Genomic DNA, 21,059 nt, shown 5'->3' on the forward strand with positions numbered 1-21,059 from the left:
AAACGTTGCCGCCGCCTCCGCCGATACCGCCGTCGCCGGCGCATCGGCGCGTATGCCCGCGACGGCGTCGATGGAAACCTTGCGCAGGACTGCCGATGTCATTCGCTCCCGATATTTCCGACGTCGTCTTCGCCAACCGCTATGCGCGCGACGGCGAAGCGACGCGCCGCGACACCTTTCTCCGCGTCGCCACGGCGCTGGCGGCGCGCGAGCGCGCGGCGGACCGCCATCGCTACGCCGCCCTCTTCCTGGAAAACTTCATGAAGGGCGGCATCGGCGCGGGCCGCATCATGGCGAACGCCGGCGCGGCCGCCGGCGACGATGCCACCATGGTCAATTGCTTCGTCCAGGCCGCCATGGAGCCGGTGCTCGGGTGGCCCTACGGCGTGGACGCGGCGCTGTCGCGCGCGGTGCGCACCATGAACATGGGCGGCGGCGTGGGCTATGACTTCACGCCGATACCGCCGGCCTCTTCCACGGGCGGCGGCGTCTGCGCGGTGATCGACCGCTACGACAGGATCTGCCGCAACCAGCACACGATGATAGGCCGCCCGGCCGCGCAGATGGGCGTGCTGGCCTGCGATCATCCCGATATCCTCGAATTCATCGCCGCGAAGGAAGGACGCAGGCGTTGGCCCACGTTCAATCTGGCCGTCGCCGTGGGCAATGCCTTCATGGAGGCGGTGCAACGGGACGAACTCTGGACGCTTTCCCATCGGGCCGAACCCGCGCGCGCGACGGCGAAGCGGCAATCCGCCCGGGGCGAGGACGGCCGGTGGCGCTATGGCGCCTTGCCCGCGCGGCAGCTCTGGGACGCGCTGACGGGCGCCGTCTGCCGCAGCGCGGCGCCGGGCGTGCTTTTCATCGACACCATCAACGAAGGCAATCCGCTGCGCGGGGTGGAGACCTTGTCGGCGACCAATCCCTGTGGGGAACAGCCCCTTCCCGCTTATGGCGCCTGCGTGCTCGGACCGATCAACCTCGCGGGCCTGGTTCGCCATCCTTTCGGGCACGGCGGGGCGCCGGCTTTCGATTTCGAGGAGTTGGGCGCGCGCGTGCGCGTCCAGGTGCGCATGCTGGACAACGTGCTGGACCTGACGCGCTGGCCCTTGCAGGAGCAGGCCGCGGAGGCGAAGACCAAGCGGCGCATCGGTTGCGGCGTCACCGGCCTGGCCGATGCCCTGGCCATGATGGGGCTGCGCTACGACAGCCAGGAAGGCCGCGCCCTCGCCGTCGAGATCGCCGGCGGCCTGCGCGACCATGCCTATCTCGCCTCGGCGGAACTGGCTGGCGAGCGCGGCGCCTTTCCCCTGTACCGGCAGGATTTCTACCTCGACGAGACCGCCGCCGCCTTGCATCCGCGGTTCGCGCCTCGCGTGACGGAGGCCATCCGGCGCCATGGCTTGCGCAACAGCCATTTGCTGTCGTTCGCGCCCGCGGGCAGCGTCAGCGTCGCCTTCTTCGGCAATTGTTCGCCGGGTATCGAACCCGTCTCCGCCTGGCGGACCTCGCGGCACGTATGCCTGCCCGAGGGGGACGTGGCACGGGTGGAAGCCGACAATGCGGCGTGGCGCCTGTGGCGGCGCCTCAAGGGCGAGAACGCGCCCTTGCCCGCGTATTTCCAGCGGGCGGCCGAGATATCGCCCGCCGCCCACGTCGCCATGGTCGCCGCGCTGCAGCCGTGGGTGGACGCCTCCATCTCCAAGCATGTTCCCTTGCCCGCCGAGAGCACGCCGGGCGACGTCAGCTCGATCTATTTCCAGGCCTGGCGCGCCGGCGTGAAGGGCTTGACGGTCTTCAGCCCCGATCCCGCGATGCCGGCGGCGATCGAGGACACCGGCGCGCAAGAGACCTGGGAACGCGCCGTCGGCTGCGTTTGCTGAGCTTCGGCCGCTTGCGGCGGTTGCCGCGTCCGTGGATGATATGCCAGGCCATGCCGCCCGACGGCGGACGCGGCACCTGGCTTGCTGTGCGAGACTTGCGGTGTGCAAGCCTGACACCTAAGCCAGACACGTAAGCCCGACGCCCAAGCCTGACACAGGAGACCGAATGCCCGCAGCCCGCCGCCCATCTTCCCCCGCGACCACCACCCCGGCCGCTTCGAGCGCCCCGGCGGCCGGCTTCGTCAGCGTGCGCGGCGCGCGCGAACATAATCTCAAGGACGTGGACATCGATATCCCCCGCAACGCGCTGGTGGTGTTCTCCGGCGTGTCCGGTTCGGGCAAGTCCTCGCTGGCCTTCAGCACCATCTACGCGGAAGCGCAGCGGCGCTATTTCGAATCGGTGGCGCCGTATGCGCGGCGCCTGATCGACCAGGTGGGCATGCCCGACGTCGACGCCATCGACGGCCTGCCGCCCGCGGTGGCCTTGCAGCAGCAACGCGGCGCCAGCAACGCGCGCTCGTCCGTGGGCAGCGTGACGACGCTGTCCAGCCTGGTGCGGATGATGTATTCCCGCGCGGGCGCCTATCCGGCGGACCAGCCGATGCTGTACGCCGAGGACTTCTCCCCGAACACGCCGCAAGGCGCCTGTCCGGCCTGCCATGGCCTGGGCCATATCTATGAGGTGACCGAGGCCAGCATGGTGCCGGATCCCTCGCTGACCATCCGCGAGCGGGCGATCGCCGCATGGCCGCCGGCCTGGCACGGGCAGAACCTGCGCGACATCCTGGTCACGCTGGGATACGACGTGGACATCCCGTGGAAAGACCTGCCCCGAAAGGATCGCGACTGGATACTGTTCACCGAGGAAACGCCCACCGCACCGGTGTATGCCGGCTTCACCCCCGCCGAGACGCGCGCCGCGCTCAAGCGCAAGCTGGCGCCCAGCTACATGGGCACCTTTACCGGCGCGCGCCGCTACATCCTGCACACCTTCGCCAATACGCAGAGCGCGCTGATGCGCAAGCGGGTGTCCCGCTACATGGAGGGGCGGCCCTGCCCCGCCTGCCATGGCAAGCGGCTCAAGCCAGAGGCCTTGTCGGTCACCTTCGCCGGCGTGGACATCGGCGAGTTCATGCGCATGCCGGTGGACCGCGCGGCGGCGCTGCTAGAACCCATCGCGCAGGGCGATTTCCGCGCGCACGCCGCCGGCGCGGGGACGAACGAGGCGGCGACCCGGCGCGACCGCGCCGAACGCGCCGCCTCCCGCCGTGCCGTCCATGCCGCATCGCCCGACGTGCGCCGCACCTCCGCGCTTTCGGAGGAAAAGCGCCTGGCGGCGCAACGCCTGGCCGAAGGCGTGGTGGCCAGGCTGCGCCCGTTGCGGCAACTGGGGCTGGGCTACCTGACGCTGGACCGCGCGACGCCGACCTTGTCGAGCGGCGAACTGCAACGGCTGCGGCTGGCGACCCAGCTCAGCGCCATGCTGTTCGGCGTGATCTATGTCCTGGACGAGCCGTCCGCGGGTCTGCATCCGTCCGACAGCCAGGCCCTGTACGACGCCCTCGATCGCCTGCGCGACGCGGGCAACTCGGTGTTCGTGGTGGAGCACGACATCGAGCTGATGCGGCGCGCGCAGTGGCTGGTGGACGTCGGTCCCGAGGCCGGCGAGCGCGGCGGCCGCATCCTCTACAGCGGCGCGCCGGAGGGCTTGCGCGGCATCGCCGAGTCCCGCACCGGACGCTATCTGTTCGGCGAGATTCCCCTGCCGCCGAGTGTCGGGCGCACGCCTTCCGGCTGGCTGGAGCTCAAGGGGATACACCGCCATAACCTGCATGGCGTCGACGCGCGCATCCCGCTGGGCGTGCTGACGGCGGTCACCGGCATCTCCGGTTCCGGCAAGTCCAGCCTCGTCGCGCAGGCCCTGCCGGAACTGATGCTGCTGCACCTGGGCCACGAGCCCGAGGACGAGGCCGCCGAAGGCGCGTCCGACGAGCCGCCGGTGATCGAGACCACGCAGGGCCATTTGGCGGGCGACGTCGACGCCGTCCAGCGGCTGGTGCAGGTGGACCAGAAGCCGATCGGCCGCACGCCGCGCTCGAACCTGGCGACCTACACGGGCCTGTTCGACCATGTGCGCAAGCTGTTCGCCGCCACGCCCGACGCGCGCCGCCGGCGCTACGACGCCGGGCGCTTCTCCTTCAACGTGGCCAAGGGGCGCTGCGCCACGTGCGAGGGCGAAGGCTTCGTCAGCGTGGAGCTGCTGTTCATGCCCAGCGTGTACGCGCCCTGCCCGGCCTGCCATGGCGCCCGCTACAACGAGGCCACGCTCAAGGTCCGCTGGAATGGACGCAACATCGCCGAGGTCTTGCGCCTGACGGTGGAGGAAGCCTGCGATTTCTTCGCCGGCGAAGAACCGGTCCTGCGTCCGCTGCGGCTGCTGCGCGAGATCGGCCTGGGCTACCTGCGCCTGGGCCAGCCCGCCACCGAACTGTCCGGCGGCGAGGCCCAGCGCATCAAGCTGGCCACCGAACTGCAGCGCAGCCAGCGCGGCCACAGCCTGTACGTCCTGGACGAGCCGACCACCGGATTGCATCCCCTGGACGTGGATCGCCTGCTGGTGCAGTTGCAGCGTCTGGTCGACATGGGCAATACCGTGGTGACGATCGAACACGACATGCGGGTGGTGGCGCAGGCGGATTGGGTCATCGACGTGGGGCCGGGCGCGGGCGCCAAGGGCGGCCGCATCGTGGCGGAAGGACCGCCGGATGCGGTGGCGCGGCGCAAGGGCAGCGTCACGGCGCCGTTCATCGCGGCCTGCCTGAAGGACGACCCTCGGACCGCTCCCACCGGGGCGTCCCCCGCCCGCCTCACTCGCCGATGACTCATTCGCCGATAACTCACTCGCCGATGACGCAGTCCTCCGCGAACCGGTAGCCCCTGCCCCGGGAGGAAAGGATGGGCAGGCTGACGCCCACCTCCCTGCACTTCTTCTTCAACCGGCTGACGACGCCTGCCAGCGGGGTCCTGCGGCCCTCGTTGGCGGGCCGGGTGAAGGCGACATTCCTGTTCACCAGGTCCTGATGGCTCACGATGGCGCGCGGCGCCAGGAAAAGATGCCGCAGCAGGCCGCGTTCGGTGGCGGTCAGGTCGATGCGGTGTCCCTGCGGGCTCAGCAGCGTCCATCCCCTGCTGACCAGCCGCCAGGGCTTCCTGGCGCCCGCCGGCATGCCTTCGTCCGCGCTCGGCTCGCCGGCCACGGCCGGCGGCGCCATGGCGGCGGCGTCCGCCGGCGCCGCCCGGAATGCGAGACCGGTTTCCAGCGCCGCCGCGCCGGGGCCGAAGGCGATCGCCTCGTCCAAGGCCGCCGGCGCGCCCGGCTGGACCGCTATCCGGCGCGTCACCGCGCACACCGCGGCCCGGAATTCCGCGCCGTCGACGGGAATCGACAGGCACAGGTCGGCGCCGGCCAGCAGGGCCTGGCTGCGCGCGGCGCTGGTGTCGGGCGCCAGCATGATGATCGCCATCCGGGGCAGGCAGCGCAGGACGCCCACCAGCCACGGCACGTCGTAGCCCGAGGCGCCCAGGCCGTCGATGACGGCGACGGCGACGCCGCCGGCGGGCCGCGTTTCCGCGAACGCCAGCGGATTGGTCGAGACCCTGGCGCGCAGCCCGGACGCCACCGCCAGGTCGCGCAGCCGCAGCAGGTCGCGCGCGGCGTCGGAAGACGCATCGCTCAGCATCAGGAAGGTCAGCTCCACCATGCCTCTACAAGCGCAAGTCGGCCTCATGGGGTTTCAGCACGTACTTCAGGTCATAGAGCACGTGATCCGCACGGCCGAAACCGCGGATGCGCTCTGCTCCCATCTCGGCGAACTGCGCGTGGGCGACCGCCAGGATGATGCCGTCGTAATCGCCGTTGCGCGGTTCGGAGACCAGCTTGACGCCGTATTCCGCCGACGCCTCGGCGGCATCCACCCAGGGATCGAACACATCGACGTCGACGTTGTATTCCGCCAGTTCCGAGATGATGTCGGCGACCCGCGTATTGCGCAGGTCCGGGCAGTTCTCCTTGAACGCCAGGCCCAGCACCAGCACCTTGGCCCCCTGCACGTGGATGCGCCGCCGCGTCATCGCCTTGACCAGTTGCGCCACCACGTAGCTGCCCATGCCGTCGTTCAGCCGCCGTCCCGCCAGGATGATTTCCGGCTGGTAGCCGATGGCCTGCGCCTTGTGCGTGAGGTAATAAGGATCGACGCCGATGCAGTGTCCGCCCACCAGCCCCGGGCGAAACGGCAGGAAGTTCCACTTGGTGCCGGCGGCCTCCAGCACCGCCTCGGTATCGATGCCCATCTTGTTGAAAATGAGCGCGAGTTCGTTGACCAGCGCGATGTTCACGTCGCGCTGCGTATTCTCGATCACTTTCGCCGCCTCGGCCACGCGGATCGAAGCCGCCTTGTGCGTGCCGGCGACGATGATTTCCCGATATAGCGCGTCGACGAGTTCCGCGGTTTCCGGCGTGGAGCCCGACGTCACTTTCTTGATCGTGCTCACCCGGTGCGCCTTGTCTCCCGGATTGATGCGCTCCGGACTGTAGCCCACGAAGAAATCGCGATTGAACACGAGGCCGGACACACGTTCCAGGATGGGCACGCAATCCTCTTCCGTCGCGCCCGGATACACCGTGGATTCGTAGATCACCACGTCTCCGCGCTTGAGCACGGCGCCCAGGGTTTCGCTGGCCCGCACCAGCGGCGTCAGGTCGGGCCGCTTGTAGGCGTCGATGGGCGTCGGCACCGTGACGATGAACACGTTGGCGCGCCCCAGCGTCTCCCTGTCGTCGGTATAGCCGAGGTGCGCGGCCTCGGCCAGTTCGCTCGCGGCCACCTCCAGGGTGTGATCGTGGCCTTCCTTCAACTCGCGTATCCGTTGTGTATCGATGTCGAATCCGATGACGGGACGTTTCTTGCCGAATTCCACGGCCAAGGGCAATCCCACATAACCCAGACCCACTACACCGAGCTTTACATCTTCAAGTCGCAACATGAACCAACCCTCTGTCGAGAGAAAAAAATGATAGGCGGAAGGAAATCGAGAACAGCGATGCGCGCCGGCCTGGGCCGGCCTTCCATTGCACTATGAAGAAAAAGAAAAGACACATTTATCTTCAACTACCGCATTGCGGAACAATACACGATTGTGTTTAATCATCAAACACGATTGTGTTTTTAAAAAGTGTCTTTCGAGATTTGTCTTCCGAGATTTGTCATTTGAGATTTCTCTTTTGAGACATGTCTTTCGCGGAGCCTCCGGCGCGCCTGGCGCGAACGCCGCTATCCCGTCGGCGCCGGCCTGGCCGGCGCCGGGAAAGTCCGGGCCTCCTTCTGTCCCACCTTGCAGGAAACCATGACCGAATTGACGATCGCCCCCATAGGAACTTGCCGCATCCATACGCCCCTGCGCGCGGGCGTGGGGCACTATCCGTTCACCCTGTCGCTCGGGCGCAACTACGGTTTCGTCCACACCAGCTCGGAGGCCGTGCAGCAGATCGAATTCATGCTCGGCAAGCGCAAGATTCCCGCCGATGTCCAGACGCTCGTCTTCCGCCCCAGCACTCCGCCGGCGTTCAGCAAGAAGGCCCACGTGCCGGCCGACATGTATTTCATCGAGATATCGTCGCGCAAGCTCCTGTCCGTCGACGGCCATCCCATCCAGTCCAACTACGCGATCCGCCACTACAGCGATTTCTTCGCCGACCGGGCGCGCGCCAGGATGTTCTGGTCGCTCGCCGCCCCGCAACATCTCGCCGAACGGCGCAAGCTGCTGGAGCAGGATGCGTATTTCCGCAAACTGGCCGCCGCCGACGCCGACCTCCTGGCCCGCATCGAAAGACGCGAGCTGGAAGACGGCGAAATCGAAAGCGAAATGGCGAGGATGGTCGAGTTGCTGGGCAAGGACAAGGTGGTGTTCGTCACGCACGTCAACGCCAACACGCCGGACGGCACGCCGATCGCCTCGCGCCAGCGCCTGATCCAGACCGTGCGCGACATCGCCAAGGGCCTGGGCGCGCCTTGCTACGACCCGACCGCGCTCATGCGCGAAACCAGCCAGATGACGGCCATGGAGAACGACGGCCTGGACCTGGCGCATTACACGCCGCTGTTCGCCGAACGCATTTGCGCCGACCTGTTCAAGCGCTTCGTCCGCACCAGGGCGGCGGCCGCCGTCGCCGACGAGGCGTCGACGCTGGCGAGCGCGCGGCGGCACGACGAGCTTATCGAGATCGAGGCCGCCTGGGACGCCGGCCGCTTCCTGGAAGCCTCGCAGCGCATCCACGAGGCGCTGCGGCGCGAGCCCGCGCGATCCGACTACCGCCTGCTGCTGGGCCGCATGCAGTACGAGCTCGGCGACTACGCCGGCGCCACCGGCAACCTCGAATCGGCCCGCGCCGAACTGGGACCGAGCGAAAAGGCCGACACCCTGCTCATGCGCGCCTACTTCGGCACCGGCGAGTACGCGCAGGCGCGGCGGCTCGCGGCGGCGCTGCTTTCCGACGAGACCGAGACGCCCGAGATCATGCGCATAAGCGCGGTGGCTGCCACCCGCATGCAGGATCGCGAGGCCGCCCTGGCCGACTGGAAACGGGTCTTCCGCCTCACCGAGCACAAGGCCGAGGCGGCCGACGCGATCCTGGAGCTGTTGGCGGGAGACGATGAAGCCAGGGCGGGCTGGGCCGCCGAAGTGCTGGAGATCCTGCCTGCCCACGCCGGCAGCCTCGTCACGCTATGGAAACATCACATCGGCCTGCGCGACCGTGCCCGGCTCCTGGAGCTGGCGCGCGGCGCCACGGGCCTGGCCGAGAGCGCCGCCATCGAGCTCGCCAACATGGCCGCCGATGCCGGCTTCGCCACGCCGGCGGCGGTGCTCGCCGCGGGCAACGGCGTGACGCACAGCAAGGCCCCCAAGAGCGCCGCATGGACGGAGAAGCGCGCCAACGCCTGGCTGCAACAGGGCATGGCCGCCCTCATGGCGGACAAGCTGCTGGAGGCCGCCGACAACCTGCAGGCGCGTTGGCAGATCCGCCCCAGCGGGAATCCGCTGATCCGCAGCCGCCGCGCGCTGGAACAGAAGATGCGGCGCGAGGTGCGGCAGTCCTTCGTCGAGAAGGACTATGAAGGCGCCATCCGCATCACCGGCATCGCGCGCGACACGCTTCTCACCTTCCCCGAGCTGGACCATTTCCTGGGCCGCGCCGCGGACGCCGTCGGCGACACGCCGACCGCCCTGGCGCACCTGAAGCGCGCCGCCGAGGAGGAAGGCGCGCCGGTCTCCACCAAGATACAACTGGCGCGCGTGGCCGCCCGCAGCGAGCACTACATCGAGGCGCTGGCCGCCTATCGCGAGATCCTGCTGGACCAGCCCGAGGAGACGTGGGCGCGCGACGAAGCGGCCCGCCAACTCGCCAAGCTGGAGACCCGCGCCATCCGCGGCGCCCGCGCGCTGCTGGCCGAGGGGTCGCACGACAAGGCCTGGGCGCTGCTCGCCCAGGTCGCGGAGGTCAATCCGGACAACCAGGCCGCGCGCTCGGAAATGAAGCGGGTGCTGGGGGCCTTGCGCTCCCAGGTCAAGGACCTCGCCGCCGAGGCCGCCGCCGAACGCCTGCGCCTGGGCGAAGCCATTCTGCGCCTGAATCCGCAGGACGAAGTCGGCCTGAAGGCCGCGGCCGTGGGCGCCATGCGCATGCACCGATTCTCGGACGCCCTGCCGTACTGGCGCGCCCTGCGGGAAAAGGTCGGCGATCCGAAGCTGGTCGACGTCAACATCCAGAAATGCCTGTTGTGGATCGACCGCGCGCAAAAGCGCAAGGCCGCCTGAAGCCGCGATGCGGCACCGCCCGCGCGCCCGAGAGGGGCGCGCAATCTTCGGATGAATGAACCACAGACCATGGGTACGAGCAGCGAAACACGTCGCGGCCGGACGGCCGCCGCCGGCGATCCGGCTTCATCTCCCCCTGCCCCGCGCGCGCCGCGCCAGCGGCGCAAGCCGCCCGCCGCCGCCGCGCCGCCCTGCCCGCCCCTGCCCGAGGTGCTCGCGGCGCTGGACCGGCTGGTCGGCGCCGCGAGCAGCACGGCCGCGGCGCTGCAAGCCATGGAACAGGCCGAGACGCTGGCCGCCCACTATCCGCGGGACGCCGCCGTGCGCCTGTCGATGCTGCGCCTGCGCGACCGCGCCAGGCAGCCGGCGCTGGCGCCGCAGTGGGAAGCCTTGCTGGCCGACCATCCCGGCGACACGCGCATCGTCCGCTACTACGTGCGCCACCTTGCGCGGATGCGCGACCACGACGAGACCCTGCGGGCCATCGAACGGCACATGCCGCCCGCGCCCGACGATCCGGCGGCGGAACTGATACGCGCCGAACTCCTGGCGGACGTGAAGGAGTTCGCGCAGGCGGACGCCATCTTCCAGGACCTGCTGCGCCGGGAGGACCGACGCGAGGTTCGCATCTCCTACGCCAAGTCCCTGCACAAGCGCGGCCTGCTGGCCGACGCGGTGGACGTGCTGGGCCCGGCGGTGGACAGCGTGACGCCGGGCAGCAAGGCGGCCGAGCTGGTCGCCACCCTGATGGACGACTACGATTTCTACCGCCGGCGCGAACCGCTGCATGCGCTGCGCGGCGAGGACGTCAAGGTCATCGCGATGAAGCACGCGATCCTGCATTTCCGCGATCGCGACGTTCCCCGGCCCAGCGACGAGCCCAAGCGCGTGGCGCTGGTCACCGGCAACCTGGGGGCAGGCGGCGCCGAACGCCAGTTGAGCCGGCTTGCCTGCAAGCTGCGCGGCCTGCGGGCCAGCGGCCAGGAAAGCACGCGCAGCGGCCGGCCGGTGCCTTGCGCGGTGGAGGTGCTGGTGAAGCAGCACACGGACGCCGACAGCGCCGCGCGCGGCCAGCGCATGGATTTCTTCCTGGGCGACCTGGTCGAGGCCGGCGTGCGCGTCAAGGAAATCAACCACATGCCGCCGGTGCCCGCCGCGCGCCAGGCGATCGAGGAGCCCGACCTGCTGCGGCTGCTCGAGCGCCTGCCGCCGCAGGTGCACTATGGCGTCACCCGCCTGTGCCCTTACCTGCGCGAGCGCAAGTTCGACGTCGTCAGCCTGTGGCAGGACGGCACTTGCCTGTTCGGCGCGCTGGCCGCGCTGATCGCCGGCGTGCCCGTGATCCATCTGGTTTTTCGCGGCCTGCCGCCGAATATCCGCAAGACGCGGGCCCGTCCCGAATACGCGGTGCTGTACCGCGCGCTGGCCGAGGTGCCGGGGGTCCTGTTCGCGAGCAACAGCAAGGCCGCGGCCCGGGAATACGCGAAGTGGCTGGACCTGCCGCTGGCGCGTTTCCACATCCTGTACAACGGCGTGCCGGAAATCGCGACGGACGGAACGGAAGACGACGAGCGCAAGTGGGCCGGGTTCGAGCAAGCCACGCAAGGCGCCACGGAAACCATAGGCGGCGTCTTCCGGCTGGAGCCGGACAAGCGGCCGCTCGTCTGGATCCGCATGGCCCATCGCTACTTGCAGAAGCGGCCGGGCGCGCGCTTCGTCATCGTCGGCAACGGCCGCCTGCACGAGCAAACGCGCGAACTGGCCGAGAAACTGGGCATCGCGGACCGGTTGTTGCTGGCCGGCCATACGTCCAGGGTCGGCTTCTGGTACGCCAGGATGAACGTCAAGGTGCTGCTGTCCGGCTTCGAGGGCCTGCCCAACGTGCTGATCGAGGCCCAGGCCCTGGGCGTGTGCACGGTGTCGACGCCGGCCGGCGGCGCGGGCGAATGCTTCATCGACGGCGTGACCGGCCATCTGCTCAAGAGCGCCGAGCACCCGGACCTGGAGGATGCGTGCGAGAAGATCGCCTCGCTCGCCGGCAAGGCGCGCGAGGACCCCACCCTGATCGAGCTCGGCAGGCAGCATGCGCGTTCGCTGTTCTCCGTGGAAGCCATGATCGACGCCTTCATCGGCCTGTGCATGGTGGACGTGCACGAGGGCGCCAACGAGGAATCGTCCACCCGCCCCATCGCCGCGGCTGCCTGACCGCAATGCCCGGCCGCGGCGCGCCTGGGCGTGACCCGGCCCGCCGCTTCTGTTTCACGAGGATCCGCAAGACCATGACCTTGTTCCGTTTTTTGCCATGGCCGGCGCGCGCCGGCCTGGCTCTCGCCGCCGTGCTGTCGCTGCAAGGCTGCCAGTTGCCGCGCAGCGGCCCGTACGAAGGCGAGATCGCGGACGCCGCGCAGCGCGACGACATCCTTCTGGTGCCGGTCACCTCGCAGGTGGCCGCGGCCACGCGCAGCGCGGCGCGCGCCACCTTCCCGCCCGCGTTCGGCCAGGCCGCGCCGCTGAACTACGAAGCGCTCGCGGCCGGCGACGGCGTCGATATCATCATTTGGGAAAACGACGGCCTGGGCATGTTCCCCGCCAGTCCCAACGGCGCCTCCGACCTGGGCGAGCAGCGGGTCGACCGCGCGGGCTGGATCCATATTCCCTACATCGGCAAGGTGCGCGCCGCCGGCCGGACGCCGGCCGAGGTCCGCGACGAGATCATGCAGAAGCTGCGCGGCGTGATCGTCAGCTCCGATGTCGCGGTGCGGCCGACGCAGCGCCGCGGCCGCCTCGTCACCGCGCAGGGAGACCTCGCCAAGCCGGGCGCCTATCCCATAGACCAGGGGACCGAAAGACTGAGCGGCCTGCTGGGCGCCGCCGCGCCCAACCAGCAGAATCCCGAGCAACTGGCCATCACGGTGCGCCGCGGCGGCCTGTCCGGGACGGTGCGCCTGTCCGATATCTATAACGATCCGCATCAGGACATCGCCCTGCGTCCCGGGGACGTCGTCACCGCGCATGCGGTGTCGTCCTACCTGACGGTGCTGGGCGCCGCGGGCGCGCAGAACCGCCTGCCGCTGACGCGCCGCAACTACAGCGTCATGGACGCGCTGGGCGACGCGCGCGGGCTGAACGACGGCCTGGCCCAGCCGCGCGCGGTCTATCTGCTGCGGCAGGCCGCCGCCGGCGGCGCGCCGGACGCGCCGGGCCGCCCCACCGTCTACCAGTTCGATTTCACCCGGCCGGAGCAGATCGCCGACGCCGGCATGTTCAGCGTGCAGGACGGCGACGCCATCTACATCTCCGACGCGCCCTTCACCCGCGTGCAGAAGGTGCTGTCCGTGTTCGGCAACACCGCGGTGGGCGTGACCAATGCCGCGAGCCGGTAAGCGTCGTCCCATGTCGAACGAAGACCGTATCAGGAATTGGCGGCAGCGGCGCGAGGCGGCCGCCGCCGGATCGCGCGAACAGACCGCGCCGGAGCAGGCCTTCCTGCTGGCGGCCGCGGCCGTGGCGGACAGCCCCGCGCCGGCGCGCGCCGCGCTGTCCATGGTGCTCGACGCGCTCTCGCGCGCGCCGGGCGCGACGGCGGCCGAGCGGCGCGCCGTCTATGCGGCGCTGCGCGACGGGCAGGCCCGGGGGATCGAACGGGAGGTCCCGGCCGAGGAGACCGCCGACTTCCACCGCCGCCAACTGGGCGCCGTCATCCGCCAGGTGGAACACGACATCCGCGCGGAGATCGACGTGCATGCGGCCGGCTACGCGCCCGCCGGACTGGACGAGATCAACGAGCGGCTGACGCAAGGCCACGCGCGCCGCGCCCGCCTGCGCAAGGTCGTCGAGGAACGCGAAGCGCGGCGGCGCGCGTCGCGCCTGGACGTGGCGCTGGAAATGGACCTGCCCGCGCAGGAGGCGCCGCAACTGGCTGCCCTGCGCCGGCGCCTGGCCGGCATCCACGCGCGCCAGCTTCCCGCGCGCGCCGCGCCGTCCGCGCGGCTGTCCCGCACCTTGATTCCGCTGCTGCTCCTGCAATTGCACGTCATCCACCGGGAAAGCCGCGTCGCCCTGCTGTGGGCCCTGCTCGGCCCGGCGGTGCTGCTCAGCGTGATCTCCTCGCTGTATTTCCTCACCGGCGTCCACTACATCCTGGGCATGGACGTGGCGACGTTCTCGCTGCTGGGGGCCACGACGTGGATCATGTTCCGGCAGATCGTCTTTCGCAGCAGCACCAGCTACGTGTCGGCGCGCTCCCTCATCAACCTGGAAGCCGTCAGCCCGCTCACGCTGGCGCTGACGCAGGCGCTGATCTACCTGTGCATCTACCTGCTGGTCTTCGCCGTGCTGCTTGGCGCGGGATACGGATTCGGGCTGGTCACGCTGCCGGCGAGCCGGGCCGGCTTCCTGTTGTTCGTGGTCCTGATGGGCGTGGGCGGCGCCTGCACCGGCGTGCTGTTCGGCAGCATCGCCACCGTGTGGCCCTACTTCCTCCGCTTCGCGCCGGTGATCGAGCGCATCCTGCAGGTGTTTTCCGGCGTCTTCTTCGTTTCCGAGCAGTTGCCGGAACAATATCGGGGCCTTTTCCTGTGGTCGCCCTTCGCGCATGGCATGCAGTTGCTGCGTTCCGCCTATTTCACGAGCTATCGCTCCAGCGACGCGAGCCTGTCCTATTTCCTGACCTCGCTGGTGTTCCTGGGCGCGGTGGCGCTCGCCGCCGAGCGCGCGGTGCGCAGCAACGTCCAGCCCATGTGAGGAAACGGCCATGATCCAGTTGAACGCCGTCACCGATACGCCGCGCATCTTCGGCATGCCTCGCCTGCTGCTGGACGACGCCGACCTGTACCTGCCGCGCGGGCGCTACGCCCTGCTGTCGCGCACCCCGGAGTTGCACCGCGCCCTCATCGACGTATTGACCGGACTGCGGCCGCCCCGCCGCGGCATGGTGCATCACACAGGACAGGTTTCCTGGCCAATCGGCCGGCAGGGCTTCATTCGCGGCCGGGCCACCGGCCTGCGCATGATCGAGTTCGTCTGCCGGATCTATGGCATGGAGACCGGGCCCGGCGTCGAATTCGTGGCCGATCTGCTCACCGATCCGGACTACCTGTTCCGCTCCATGGAGCACTGGCCCCTGTTCGTCCGGCAGGAATTTTCCTTCGCGCTGGGACTGCTGCCCGCCTTCGACATCTACGTCATCGAGGGCGCGATTCCTTTCGAACCCTGCCGCTTCACCCGTCTCTGGCTGGGCTTGTTCGAGGAAAGGTTGGTCGGCCGCACGCTGATCCTTTCCACGTACCGCCAGAACCAGATGACCGATTACTGCATCAAAGGCCTAGTTTATGAACGAAACGGTTTCCGCGTCGACGCCGACCTCGACCGCTGCATACGACGCTTCCCCGCCCGGCAATCCCGAAGCGAATCCGCCGATCAGGGAGGAGAAGGCATCATCGAGGACTACGCCGGAGGACAGTTCGGCGTCTGACGACGGCGACCTGGCGCAGCGGCGCCGCGCACGGGAGCAAGCCATGCGCCGGCGGCGGCGGGGCCGCTGGCTGACCGTTGCCCTGGTCCTGCTGCCGGTGCTTCTGGCGGGCATCTATGCCGTCCTGGTGGCGGCGCCGCGCTATGGCGCGGAGACCCGTTTCTCGGTGCGCTCCAGCATGCCGCAGGCGGCCGCGCCGGCGGGCGCCACCGGCCTGACCGCCGCCGGCAACGGATCGGCCCTGGCCGGCGGTTTCGTGGACGGCTGGGCGGTCAACGATTTCCTCAAGTCGCGCGACTGCATGCGCCAACTGGACCGGAAGATCGACCTGCGCGGGCGCCTGGCGTATGCCGGCCTCGATCCGCTGAACCGCCTGGCGCGCGACGCCGACGAGGACACCCTGTATCGCGCCTACCTGGATGCTGTGGACCCCTCGTACAACATGCTCGAGCAGATCAACGTGGTGCGGGTGCGCGCGCTCTCGTCCGCCGACGCGGCCCTGATCTCGAACGCGCTGATCGAGGTGGCCCAGTCCTTCGTGCACAGCATGGACGAAAAGGGCGTGGCCGACGCGCTGCGCGTCGGCAAGCAGGCGGTGGACCTGGCGCAGCGGCAGGACCTGGACGCCCTGGCGGCCCTGGCCGAATGGCGCCACGCGCACGGCGACATCGATCCGGCCGCCAATGCCGCCATGCTGCTGAACCTGGCCGGCCAGATCGAGGCGGAGTTGAACGCCGCGCGGGTCAGCCTGGACAAGATCCGGGCGATGGGCAACCCGCGGCATCCGATGCTGCGGGCCGCCGAGATGCAGGTCGCCGCGCTGTCGCAACGCCTGCGGGACGTGCGCGGCCGCATGAGCGGACAGGGCGACACGGAGGCCAGCGCGCTGCAATCGTACGAGACGCTGAAGAACGCCCAGGCCTTCACCGACGCCAACCTGGCGACCGCGCGGCAGAACTACCAACAGGCCTTTACCGACACGCTGCGCCTGCAGCGCTACCTGAGCGTCATCGCCAATCCCGTGCCCGAGATCCGTCCCGGCAGCCCGGATATTCCCATCCTGCTCCTGGAAGCGCTGGCCGCCGGCCTGGTTCTCGCCTTCGTCGTCAACCTCGCGCGCGGGCTGTCGGGGAGCGCGAGCCATGGTTGAAACCGGGACGGCCGCCGCGCCGGATGCCGCGATCGATGCGGAACCAGCCGGCCAGGAAGCGCCGCATCAGGCGCGCGCCCGGCTGCTGCGCGCCATCGAGGCCATCAACCAGGGCGACCAGGCGGAAGGGATCGCCATGCTGACGCCGGACCTGGTGCGCGCCGCGCAGGGCCGCCCGGACTTGCGGCGGCACGTCGTGAGCCCGCTCATCCGCGACGGCGCCCTGGACGCCGCGATACGGGTGCTGCGGATACTGGCTTGCGCCTACCCCGCCCTGGCCGACGACCACCGGCTCCTGGCCAGCCTGCTGGGCCGCCTGAAATGCTGGGACGAGGCCATCGGGCACATCGACCTCGCCGCCGCCGTCCAGCCCGCGGACGCCGCCCTGCACGCCGCCCGCATCCGGCTGCGCCTCATGGCCGGCCGCGCGCGGGAAGCGGGCGATATCGCGCGCGACACCGCCGGGCAGGCGCTGGAGGCGCCCGCCGAGGCCGGCATCTGGCTGACCGCGCTCCTGCGCGCCGGCGACGCCGAGGCCGCCGCGCGCGTAGCCAGGGGCATGGATCCCGCGCGCTATGCCGACGCGCGCACGGCCGCCGCCGCGGTGCGCGCCCTGCTGGCCGTCGACGACGCGCCCACGGCCCTCGCCGCCGGCCAGGCCGCGTTGGCGGCCGGACAGGACGGCGCCGCCCTGCGCGCCCAGCTCGCCCAGGCCTGCCTGGCGGGCCCGGGCGCCGCGGAACGCCACGCGCAGGCCCTGGCCCATATGGAGGCCGGCTTGCGGCTGGCGCCGGACGACGTGTCCCTGAACGCCTTGTACGGCGAGGCCTTGCTGCGCGCCGGCCGCTACGACGCGGCGGCCGACGCCTTGGCCGGCGTCTGCGAACGGCAGCCGGGCCTGGAGCACGTCCGCGCCCTGTACGCGAGAGCGCTGCGCCATACCGGCCGCCATGCCGAAGCGGCCGAGCAGACCCTGAAGCTGGTTCACGCCGTCCCCGGGCGGCTGGACTGGCATCGCCAGGCGGCGGCCGCCCTGACCCAGGCGGGCCGCGCCGCCGAGGCGGACGCCCTGTTCGACGCCTTCATCCAGCGCCGCGCCGCGGCCCTGCCCGCCAGCTTCCGGCAAGGCCTGGACGACCTGGCGCGGCGCGCGGACGGCGTGCGCATTCCCCAGGCGCGGCTGGACTGGGCCTGGGGAATGCGCCGCGGCGCCGGCTCCGCCGACCGGGCGCAATGGGAGCGTGCCGCGCGCTGGGGCAACCTGGTCGATCACCTGATGCTGGATTGGCTGGAATGCCGCGACGACCGGGCCGACGAAGCCATGGCCCTGCTGGACGACCTGGACGCCGCGGAGTCCTTCCTGCGGCCCTTGCTGGCCGAAGGCCGCGGCATCGTCGTGGCCACGGCCCACGTCGGCCCCATGTACGCGGGCCCCATGGTGCTGGAACTGCTGGGCGTCCGGGCGCGCTGGCTGGCCTCCACGCCGAGCGTGGCGCGCACCGGCTACGCCGCCTCGCTGATTTCCACCAGCGACCAAACGGAAGTCCAGGTCGCCAAGGCCAGCTTCAAGGCGCTCCAGCAAGGCTATATGGTGGGGTTGGCGGTGGACGGCGCGCCCACGCCGGCGGCGCCCCGCATCCCCTTCGAAGGCCAGGAGATCACCTATTCGTCCTTCGCCGCGCGCGCGGCCTTCCGCACCGGCGCGCCGTCCTTTTTCTACGCGCCCGCCTGGAAAGACGGCCGCATCGCCTTGCACATGGAGATGCTGCCCCGCCCCGAACCCGGCGAGGACGTCGGCCGCTATGCGACGCGCTGGCGCCATGCCTATCTCGCCGTCCTGCGCGAATACCTGGGCGGACCGCCGGAAAACCTCCGCCTGAGCGGCGGTTTATGGCGGCATATCCGCTGAGTTTTCCCCCTTTTTCCCGGTGCACCAGATGGCGGCCGCTGTTTAAAATGCCAGCCGTCGGCCCACTTCCGGGGCGGCGGAATGATTGTCCGCCCCGGAAGCGTGTTGCCCTACCAAAGGATGACCGTGAAGAATTTCGGTAAACGGGTGCGCGAGGCACGCCTGCGCTATGGCTGGACCCAGAAAACCCTGGCCGGCGCCAGCGGGCTGGCGCAAAGCGCCATCGGCAATTATGAAAGCGGGCAGCGGACCATACCTTCCGGCGCGGCGCTGATGAAGCTGGCCCAGGCCCTGAACGTTTCCGCCGTGTGGCTCAGCAGCGGCGAGGGTCCCATGGAAATCGGCGCGGCCGCCGCCAAGCCCGCCGCGCCCGCGCCCCGGGCCGCCAGGCGCGCTGCCACGGCCTCCCCGGCGGAATGGCCGTTCCAGACCGTGCCCTATGCACGGTTCCGCCAGCTTTCCGCCGCCGACAAGATGCTGCTGGAATCGCTGGTCTACACCTTCATCCGGTCTCGCAGCGGCAAGGAGTGAACGCTGCTAGAAGTGTCTTTAAGGTTGCAAAATGCAAACCGCGAGCCAATAGGCTGGAAAAAATCCGGTTCTCGATCACAATTATGTATAGATAAAACACAATTGTGTTTTTGCGATATCTATTTATCGGTATATTTCGCCCAGTATTGAAAAATCCTCGAGCGCGTTGAGGTCCGGTGGGAAAGACAACGCTCGCGCGGCCGCGCCGAATGCCATGCATTCGCGCCGGACTCGCAGGCGAACGCCGGGGCCGGACGTCAGCCGCAGCTCGATCCCGCACGCCACGGAAACTCTGACGGTGTCATGGAAGACTTGACTAGCAAACGGAATGGAAGCACTTACAAGCGATTTGATAGGACCGTTTATGAAGTCGCCCGTGAGCACAAGATCGACGCGCTTCCGCTTCTCGACGCATTGGAATTCTCGCGCTCCATTGCCTCGGGAGTCGGTTCGCTGCTGCTCATCCTGCGCGCGCAGGACGACGACGAAGCGGACGACTCCGGCGCGAACGGCCGTTTCGACCGCGCGCAGATCGACGACCTGCTCTCGCTCTGCATTACCTCCCTGGACCTGCTGAATTCGAAGATCGAAGCCGTGGCGGACTTGATGACCGCGCGCTACGGCTTGCAATAGCCCTTCGATCCAGTCTTCCGCCGCGCCGGTCTCCGGCATCCGCAATGCGGGTGTCGAGCGCTTGCCCGGACACTCCCCGGGGGTGTAGTATTCGCCCATGCCACATACCCCCGACGAGAAGAAGAAGGCGCTTCGCCGCGTGCGCAGCATCCGCGGCCAGGCGGAGGCGCTGGAACGCGCGCTGGAAGCCGGCGCCGAGTGCGCGCTCGTCCTGCAGCAGATCGCCGCCATCCGCGGCGCCGCCAACGCCTTGATGTCCGAGGTGCTGGAATCGCACATCCGCGAGGAGTTCGATGACTACTCCGGGAAGGATCCGCGGCATGCCCAGCGCGTGCGCGACATGACCACGCTGGTGCGCGCCTACCTGCGGTAGGCGGCCCCGCCCTTCTTCCGGCGGGCGCGCCCGCCTTCGTCTTCCATTCATTTGCTGGAGCCCTGTCCATGAAATCCCGCGCCGCCGTTGCCTTCGAAGCCGGCAAACCCCTGCAGATCGTCGAGATCGACGTCGAACCGCCCCGCAAGGGCGAAGTCCTGGTGAAGATCACGCACACCGGCGTGTGCCATACCGATGCGTTCACCCTGTCCGGCGACGATCCCGAGGGACTGTTCCCCGCCGTGCTGGGCCATGAAGGCGCCGGCGTGGTCGTCGAGGTGGGCCCCGGCGTGACCAGCGTCAAGCCCGGCGACCACGTGATTCCGCTCTACACCGCCGAGTGCGGCGAGTGCCTGTTCTGCAAGAGCGGCAAGACCAACCTGTGCGTGGCGGTGCGCGCCACCCAGGGCAAGGGCGTGATGCCCGACGGCACCACGCGCTTCAGCTACAACGGCCAGCCGGTCTATCACTACATGGGCTGCTCGACCTTCAGCGAATACACCGTCGTCGCCGAGGTCTCGCTGGCCCGGATCAATCCGCAGGCCAATCCCGAACACGTCTGCCTGCTGGGCTGCGGCGTGACTACCGGCCTGGGCGCGGTGAAGAACACCGCCAAGGTGCAGGAAGGCGACAGCGTCGCGGTGTTCGGCCTGGGCGGCATCGGCCTGGCCGTCATCCAGGGCGCCAAGCTCGCCAAGGCGGGCCGCATCATCGCCATCGACACCAACCCCGCCAAATTCGAGCTGGCGAAAACCTTCGGCGCCACCGACTGCATCAATCCCAAGGACTACGACAAGCCCATCCAGCAGGTGATCGTCGAGATGACGGGCTGGGGCGTGGACCACAGCTTCGAGTGCATCGGCAACGTCAACGTCATGCGCGCGGCGCTGGAAGCGGCCCACCGCGGCTGGGGCCAGTCGGTGATCATCGGCGTGGCCGGCGCGGGCCAGGAAATCTCCACCCGCCCCTTCCAACTGGTCACCGGCCGCCGCTGGCTGGGCACGGCCTTCGGCGGCGTCAAGGGCCGCAGCCAGTTGCCCGGCATGGTCGAGGACGCCATGTCCGGCCGCATCCAGCTCGAACCCTTCGTCACGCACACCATGCCGCTGACGGGCATCAACGAGGCCTTCGACCTGATGCACGAAGGCAAGTCGATCCGCTCGGTCGTCCATTATCAGGACTAAGGTCAGGACCTAAACTCTAAGCGCGCCCCACGCGCCGCGCCCCGGAAACCG

The 21,059-nt window shown here is 69.4% G+C and carries 15 protein-coding genes; 13 read left to right on the forward strand and 2 right to left on the reverse strand.

The genetic code is table 11. The features are described 5' to 3' along the window. The first annotated feature begins 95 nt into the window (after positions 1-95). Both CAL29_RS14830 and CAL29_RS14835 read left to right on the forward strand, forming a co-directional pair. Positions 96-1,883: an adenosylcobalamin-dependent ribonucleoside-diphosphate reductase gene (locus CAL29_RS14830; protein WP_094853745.1), complete on the forward strand. Its 1,788-nt coding sequence runs from the start codon at positions 96-98 to the stop codon at positions 1,881-1,883. 166 nt (positions 1,884-2,049) lie between these two features. Beyond that, the gene (locus tag CAL29_RS14835) at positions 2,050-4,764 is read left to right on the forward strand and encodes an excinuclease ABC subunit UvrA (protein ID WP_094853746.1); all 2,715 of its coding nucleotides are present in this window, start codon (positions 2,050-2,052) and stop codon (positions 4,762-4,764) included. A gap of 16 nt (positions 4,765-4,780) precedes the next feature. Here CAL29_RS14835 and CAL29_RS14840 read toward each other — a convergent pair whose 3' ends face one another. Next, the gene (locus CAL29_RS14840) at positions 4,781-5,644 is read right to left on the reverse strand and encodes a winged helix-turn-helix domain-containing protein (protein WP_179284036.1); all 864 of its coding nucleotides are present in this window, start codon (positions 5,642-5,644) and stop codon (positions 4,781-4,783) included. A 4-nt stretch (positions 5,645-5,648) separates the two neighbouring features. Next, on the reverse strand, positions 5,649-6,926 hold the full coding sequence (gene tviB / locus CAL29_RS14845; protein ID WP_094853748.1) for a Vi polysaccharide biosynthesis UDP-N-acetylglucosamine C-6 dehydrogenase TviB: 1,278 nt from the start codon (positions 6,924-6,926) through the stop codon (positions 5,649-5,651). A gap of 360 nt (positions 6,927-7,286) precedes the next feature. Here tviB and CAL29_RS14850 point away from each other — a divergent pair, with 360 nt between their 5' ends. The 11 genes from CAL29_RS14850 to CAL29_RS14900 all read left to right on the forward strand — a co-directional run bounded on the left by CAL29_RS14850 (position 7,287) and on the right by CAL29_RS14900 (position 21,008). Further along, on the forward strand, positions 7,287-9,755 hold the full coding sequence (locus CAL29_RS14850; protein WP_094853749.1) for a hypothetical protein: 2,469 nt from the start codon (positions 7,287-7,289) through the stop codon (positions 9,753-9,755). A 69-nt stretch (positions 9,756-9,824) separates the two neighbouring features. Then, positions 9,825-11,960 carry a glycosyltransferase gene (locus CAL29_RS14855; protein ID WP_094853750.1) on the forward strand — a complete coding sequence of 712 codons (2,136 nt, stop codon included), beginning with the start codon at positions 9,825-9,827 and terminating at the stop codon, positions 11,958-11,960. Between the two features lie 74 nt (positions 11,961-12,034). After that, positions 12,035-13,138: a polysaccharide biosynthesis/export family protein gene (locus CAL29_RS14860; protein WP_179284037.1), complete on the forward strand. Its 1,104-nt coding sequence runs from the start codon at positions 12,035-12,037 to the stop codon at positions 13,136-13,138. 10 nt (positions 13,139-13,148) lie between these two features. Beyond that, positions 13,149-14,498, forward strand: coding sequence for an ABC transporter permease (locus CAL29_RS14865; protein WP_094853752.1), 1,350 nt, complete (start codon positions 13,149-13,151; stop codon positions 14,496-14,498). 10 nt (positions 14,499-14,508) lie between these two features. Then, positions 14,509-15,228 carry an ATPase gene (locus CAL29_RS14870; protein ID WP_094853753.1) on the forward strand — a complete coding sequence of 240 codons (720 nt, stop codon included), beginning with the start codon at positions 14,509-14,511 and terminating at the stop codon, positions 15,226-15,228. Positions 15,229-15,271: 43 nt separating this feature from the next. Further along, on the forward strand, positions 15,272-16,378 hold the full coding sequence (locus CAL29_RS14875; RefSeq protein ID WP_094853754.1) for a sugar ABC transporter: 1,107 nt from the start codon (positions 15,272-15,274) through the stop codon (positions 16,376-16,378). Next, positions 16,371-18,287, forward strand: coding sequence for a tetratricopeptide repeat protein (locus CAL29_RS14880; RefSeq protein WP_094853755.1), 1,917 nt, complete (start codon positions 16,371-16,373; stop codon positions 18,285-18,287). The genes CAL29_RS14875 and CAL29_RS14880 overlap by 8 nt, the downstream gene beginning before the upstream one ends. Before the next feature lie 126 nt (positions 18,288-18,413). Beyond that, complete coding sequence (locus CAL29_RS14885; protein WP_256977469.1) at positions 18,414-18,818, forward strand: helix-turn-helix domain-containing protein; 405 nt, start codon at positions 18,414-18,416, stop codon at positions 18,816-18,818. Between the two features lie 303 nt (positions 18,819-19,121). After that, positions 19,122-19,451, forward strand: a complete 330-nt coding sequence (locus CAL29_RS14890; protein WP_143277671.1) for a hypothetical protein — start codon at positions 19,122-19,124, stop codon at positions 19,449-19,451. A 97-nt stretch (positions 19,452-19,548) separates the two neighbouring features. Next, entirely contained in the window at positions 19,549-19,824 is a 276-nt protein-coding gene (locus CAL29_RS14895; protein ID WP_094853758.1) for a metal-sensing transcriptional repressor, read from the forward strand. A 68-nt stretch (positions 19,825-19,892) separates the two neighbouring features. Then, positions 19,893-21,008 carry an S-(hydroxymethyl)glutathione dehydrogenase/class III alcohol dehydrogenase gene (locus CAL29_RS14900; protein WP_094853759.1) on the forward strand — a complete coding sequence of 372 codons (1,116 nt, stop codon included), beginning with the start codon at positions 19,893-19,895 and terminating at the stop codon, positions 21,006-21,008. Positions 21,009-21,059 lie beyond the last annotated feature (51 nt).

The sequence above is a fragment of the Bordetella genomosp. 10 genome (assembly GCF_002261225.1).
Lineage (GTDB): Bacteria > Pseudomonadota > Gammaproteobacteria > Burkholderiales > Burkholderiaceae_B > Bordetella_C.